The sequence below is a fragment of the Streptomyces sp. NPDC057271 genome, from assembly GCF_042668715.1.
Classification (GTDB): Bacteria; Actinomycetota; Actinomycetes; order Streptomycetales; family Streptomycetaceae; genus Streptomyces.
In genome coordinates, this window is sequence record NZ_JBHUYJ010000198.1 from 1 (window position 1) to 5,723 (window position 5,723).

Genomic DNA, 5,723 nt, shown 5'->3' on the forward strand with positions numbered 1-5,723 from the left:
CAAAATCCTCGGCTGGAAGACTCCAGCGGAGGTGTTCGAGGAACAGCTACGCTCGCTACAACAGCCCGGTGTTGCAACCACCAGTTGAACTCGCCCAGTACACGTCGGCCGCGTTCGCGCAGGTCTGTGATGGTTTCGGGATCCGCAGGAGCATGGGACGCGTCGGCTCGAGCTACGACAATGCCCTCGCTGAGAGCTTCTGGCAGGGGCTGAAGAGGGAGACCACGCACCAACGGCTGTTCCCGACGATGCGCCAGGCGCGGCTGGAGATCTTCCAGTGGCTTACCTACTACAACGCCCGGAGACGCCACAGCGCCCTCAACTACCTCTCACCAGCCGAATTCGAACAGCAACAGCAGAGAGCACGTACACTCACACTCGCAGCATGAACCCCCGTGTCCACACCCCGGGGGACGCCTCAGTCCAGCCCCGTCGTGGTCTTCGGGACACCTGCGGCCGCGCGCACGGACTGGGTGTCGATGATCACGAGGGACGGGTCCTCTAATCGCCGGGCTCTCTCCCGGACCTGGCAGCGCAGGAGTTCCTGGATCCGCTGGTCAAGGCCGTCCTGACGCCACAGCGTGAAGTAGTAGAACACCGCCGACCAGGCGGGAAGGTCATGGGGCAGGTAGCGCCACTGACAGCCCGTCCGGTTCTGGTAGAAGATCGCGTTCACGACCTCCCGCAGATCGCAGGCCCCGGGATCACCGGTCGCTGACAGCGCCACCCTCGCCTGCTTCCAGGCCGTGATCATCGGCTCAATCAACGCCCACTGCACGTCCGATAAGTCGCTGGGGTACGGCTTTCTCTCCATGCCCCGCATCTCAACATGGACATGCCCATTACATGGCCCGCGCAGCCATCAGTACCACGATCGAGCGACCACGAACCAGGGAAGATCGGACTTAACGTCCACTCAAATGACCCGATGAAATCAGCATCCGGGGCCGCGCTCTTGGCCACGTTCCAGACACGCTCACGCGCTTGGGCCCGCGCGGCCCGTACCGCGGAGAGGGCTGTCGCCCCGGGGGGGCGAGGGTGTCGACCAGGCGGGAGACCGTCCTGCTGAACGGGCCCGGACGGGTCGTCGCCATCGTGCTGGGGTCGCCGGCTGAGGCGGACCGGTGCCTACGGGTGCACGGCGGAGCAGCAAGGAGTGTCTGAGTGCTGGGTTGGCCCAAGGGCTCGCCCGGTGAAGCTCGGCCTGCCGAGCCTCTCGCACGGGGAACGTCGTGTATTTCTCCGTCCGCTCGCCGTCTTGCCCGCGCCATCCGGCATGGAGAAGGCACCGGATCTACACGCCCGCCTCAGCGAGGAGTGAGGGGGCACGACCGGCTGTCGTCGACTGATCACAATCCCCCAGCATGGCATGGACGCGGCAATGCTTGTCGACCTAGAAATCAACTCGGGGTCATCTGTGCGGCACTCTGGCTCGGCTGTGTGTCGGCGAATGATCGCGGGGCAGTGACATGACCGTGCTGGATGGCCAGCGCTATCGCGTGGGGGCGGTCGTTTGCCCGCAAGCGGGCGCAGGTCCGTTCCATGCAGTCGGTTACAGCAGACAGTTGGATTCCGAGACGTTGCGCGATCTGCTCAGGTGTCAGGCCCTTTGCCACGCAGGCCAGGACCGTGAGCTGCCGTGCGGAGAGGACGACACCCTGCCGTGGTTCACGACGGAGCCCCTTCATCCATCCGTGCCCGTAGGCGAGGGCGACGGCATGCGCGGTCGAGCGTGCGCCCATCCGACGGCAGAGCTGTGGTATGTGGGCGAGGACGACGTCGTGAGGCAGGTGGAGATCAAGGGCGATCCGGGCGTACGAGCGGCCTCGGGCGAGACCGGCCAGGATCCTGATGTCGACCGAACGGGACGGCGGTTCGGCTCTGGACGTGTGCATGTCGGCTCCTTGGGCGTGTCGGACGGATGACGCGCCGGATGCGTCGCGTGCTTCCGGCGTGTCTGTGCACGTGGTGAGTCACCGTGGTGTTCATTCCGCAGGGAAGGCGATTCGACCCGGTAGCGACCGCGGCGTGGAGAGAGCCGGTGATCAAGTTCCACTCGGGTTCCGCGGTCCGGCAGACGCCAGCCGCGCGGGACGCCATGCGGTCGACTTCTCTGCTGGATACTCACCGACCTGGTCAGACTGCATCGGGTGGAGGAAGCCCTGGTCGCCGTGGACGAGGTGACGGAGAAGGCCGAGCGACACGGCATCCCCGCCTAACCTCGCCGTTTCGCGCGCCCAGCAGACTGGAGGTCTCAATGTTGTAGGTGACCTTCGGTCGTAAGCTCGTTGTCGCCTGCCGGTGTGAGTCCGGTCCGGGTAGCTGCCAGGAGGCCCGGTAGCAGACTGGCGGCGTCGGGGGGAAACGCCCGGCGTCGAAGCCCAGTGTCGAAAGCCCTTCAAGGGGGAGCAAAGCAGCGGTCCGTAGCATGAAGCGAAGCCTGCGGCGTCGTTAGAGGCCCGCCTCTCGGGGCGGGAACAGGGAGTGCCGAGCCCCCGAAATCAGGGCGAAGGCCATGGAAGCGGCGAAGATCCTGGAGATGCAGCCGTGAAGGACTCCCCGGCGTATGGGGCATGGAACGTTGCGACGGTGACAGCGGGAACTGGGGAGGCCCTCCCCGGTCCGGCGGCCTGCGGACAGCTGCTGCCGGAAGCTGTGCGTCCTATAACCGGGTGCACCCCGGGAAGTGGACGCGAGCCGGGTGGGCGTCGGAGGCGGCCGTAGTACCGCGATGAGCCGGGGGACAACACAACCCCCGGCCAGGGAAGGGCCGCTGCTTCGTCGATGCGCAGTCTGTCTGGAGGGACTTGGTGAGTGCCGTTATGGCTAGTTCCGCCACGTCGGGATCCCTGAAGCTGGATCCGGTCCGAGCCTTGCAGCATGCGCTCTACCGGGCGGCCAAGGCCGATCCCGGACGGCGGTTCCACGCGCTGGGGGACAAGGTCCACCGCAGGGACGTCCTGCGGCGCGCGTGGGCAGCGGTGCGTCGGAACAACGGCGCACCAGGCATTGACGCCATCACTCTCACGCAGATCGAGGAGTACGGCATCGACCGGCTCCTTGAAGAACTGGCCATGGAACTCAAGGAAAGCCGCTGGCGGCCGATGCCCGCGCGCCGGGTATTCATCCCGAAACCCGGCACAACCGTGGAGCAGAGACCGCTGTCGATTCCTTCCGTCCGTGACCGGATCGTGCAGGCCGCGCTGAAGATCGTGCTCGAGCCGGTCTTCGAGGCCGACATGCTCCCGTGCTCGTTCGGGTTCCGGCCCAGGCGCGGGGCGCACGACGCCCTCCAGGTCTTGATCGATGAGGCATGGCGGGGCAGGCGTTGGGTGGTGGAGACGGACATCGCCAACTGCTTCGAGGCGATTCCGCATGAGAAGTTGATGCAGGCGGTCGAGGAACGCGTCTGCGACCGGTCGGTCCTCAAACTCCTGCGCGCGATGTTGCGGGCCGGGGTGATGGAGGACGGGCAGGTCCGTCGGCCGGTGACCGGAACCCCACAGGGCGGTGTGGTTTCACCGTTGATGGCGAACGTCTATCTGCACCGGCTGGACCGGGCATGGGACGCGCGTCTTCACGGGGTCCCGGTCCGCTATGCCGACGATGCCGTGGTGATGTGCACCACCCGCGAGCAGGCCGAAGCGGCCCTTGGGCAGCTGAAGGTCCTGCTGGCCGAACTCGGACTGGAGCCGAAGGCGGCCAAGACCAGGATCGTGCACCTGCAGGTCGGAGGAGAGGGAGTGGACTTCCTCGGCTTCCACCACCGGTGGGTCACATCCCGGCCTCGCGGCGGGCGGCGTCCGATCACCTTCCTCGCCCGCTGGCCCTCGGACAGGGCAGTGCAGCATGCTCGTGACCGGATCCGTGAACTCACGGAGCGGCGCAGGATGTTGCGGCCGGTCAAAGTGATTGTGGAGGACGTGAACGCGTTCCTGCGCGGGTGGGCCGCGTATTTCCGGTTCGGGAACTCGGCTCATCGCTTTGACCAGATCAGCTCGTACGCGCGGATGCGGATCGGCGGGTTCATTGCCAAGAAGCACCGGCGCAGCCGGAAGTTCGGCTGGTCAGTGGTGGCGTTTGCCTCCACTGAATCGTTGGGGGTGATCGCCTTGCACGGGACGTCGTTGCACCCAGACCTTTTCGGGACTGGCGGGGCAGGCCGAATGCCGGCGGTGAACGGCGTCGGCCTCGATTCGTCAGCCGTGACGGGGCCTCTGTGAGGTGATCGGTTCACCCTGGTTTGTCCCCGTGGGGAGGTCAGGGTGCATCGCGTGTCGCTGCGGCTGCGCCGGGGTTCCACGCCTCCCGGGGCGGTGCGGGTCTCCTCCGTTCTGGTCCTCGTCGGGGGTGGGGGAGGTTCGTCAGGTGATGGTCGGCAGGGCGGTGAGCCTGTTCCAGACGGTGGTGAACGCGCCGGCCCAGGGCCAGGTGCTCTCGATGCGGAGCCATCGGCGGCGGGCATGACGGGAGAGTCGGGCGGGCAGGTGGTAGAGCCGGAACCGCATGGTGTCCGGCTCGGCGTCGGCCAGGTCCGGGTCGTCGTTCAGGGTCAGGAGGCGGAGCCAGGCGTCGAGATCGGCGGCGAGGTTCGCGGTGAGCATTCAACTCGCGTTGATCGTCCATGACTTCGAGGGCAGGTTGTGCAGGCCCATGGCCTTGTTCGTGCGGACCCGGTCCTCGACGACGGCGTGGTGCCGGTGGAGCGCGTCGAGCCTTTGGATCTGGTGGGAGCCTCGGATGCGGGTCATCTTGCGGATGTTGGTGGCGGTGATCGAGTACTTCCAGCCGGTCTTCTTCTCGAACGCGGTCAGGTCCTTGATGTGCCGGCCGGACGGGCGGACGCGGCGGACGATCAGCCGCATGCCCTTGATCCAGCCGTCCCGGCGGTTCAGCCCGGTCAGCTCGGCCACGAAGTAGCCTTCCTGGAGGCTGCCGTCCTGGTGGAGCGAGTTCTGCCAGGCCCTCTCCGGCAGCAGGGCGATGGCCGCCTCGTCCTCTGCGGTGATCGTCCAGCCGGTGGTGAAGCGGACGGTTCGGCGCCGTGTGTTCAGGTCGCGCAGGTGCTCGTGCAGGCCGTGGGTGGCACCGGCGCCGTCGACGCGGAGGAGGAGTTTCGCGGTGGAGGCGCCGGGGACCTGGGCGAGCGCGTCGGTCAGCACGGTGATGTGGTCCGCCGTGGTGTTGGAGCCGGCGTTGCCCGGCCGCAGCAGCATCGCCAGGCACTCGGAGGTGTTCGCGCACCACGCGGCCAGTGGGTGGAACCCGAAGGTCTTCTTCCAGGTCGCGGCGGCGCCCTGCTTCTTGGAGGCGGCGGTGATGATCGTGGCGTCCATGTCGATCACGATCCAGTGGTGCAGGCGCTTGCCCGCCACGGTCAGCCAGGGGAAACCTCCCGGTCGCAAGGCGAGGTGGGTCCACACATGCCGACGTATCCCGGCCCGTACCTTCGCGATCTTTGCGAGCACCGTCTCGTCGAGCGCCGCAAGCGTGCGGCGCATCGTCGAATCGGAGACGCCTGTCCCGAACAGGCCCTGATGGTGGGCCTGAAGCTGTTCAGCCTCCAGCAGGTTCCCCGCCCCGAGCACGATCGAGACCGCGAGCTGCACGATCACCTGGGCTCTCTCCCTCATCCGCATCGCGGAGACCACCACCGGCGACACCTGGCCGCGGATCCGCCGCGAACTCGACCGCCTTCACCTGGGCACCTTCACCGGCCCCAC

General features: G+C 67.0%; 2 protein-coding genes and 3 pseudogenes. 2 read left to right on the forward strand and 3 right to left on the reverse strand.

Annotation, left to right across the window (positions count from 1 at the left end; genetic code table 11):
- Positions 1 to 92 precede the first annotated feature (92 nt).
- Positions 93 to 389: pseudogene (locus ACFUJR_RS38530) on the forward strand (integrase core domain-containing protein); the annotation flags it as partial.
- A 32-nt stretch (positions 390 to 421) separates the two neighbouring features.
- Here the strand turns inward: ACFUJR_RS38530 and ACFUJR_RS38535 are convergent.
- Positions 422 to 814: pseudogene (locus ACFUJR_RS38535) on the reverse strand (transposase); the annotation flags it as partial.
- Positions 815 to 1,400: 586 nt separating this feature from the next.
- Positions 1,401 to 1,895: a LuxR C-terminal-related transcriptional regulator gene (locus tag ACFUJR_RS38540; RefSeq protein ID WP_383451249.1), complete on the reverse strand. Its 495-nt coding sequence runs from the start codon at positions 1,893 to 1,895 to the stop codon at positions 1,401 to 1,403.
- 978 nt (positions 1,896 to 2,873) lie between these two features.
- On the opposite strand from ACFUJR_RS38540, the gene ltrA reads away from it, so the two are divergent.
- Positions 2,874 to 4,223 (forward strand): group II intron reverse transcriptase/maturase, encoded by a 1,350-nt coding sequence (ltrA, locus tag ACFUJR_RS38545; protein WP_383181008.1) that lies wholly within the window; start codon positions 2,874 to 2,876, stop codon positions 4,221 to 4,223.
- 141 nt (positions 4,224 to 4,364) lie between these two features.
- Here ltrA and ACFUJR_RS38550 read toward each other — a convergent pair.
- Positions 4,365 to 5,639 (reverse strand): annotated as a pseudogene (locus ACFUJR_RS38550) (IS1380 family transposase).
- Positions 5,640 to 5,723 lie beyond the last annotated feature (84 nt).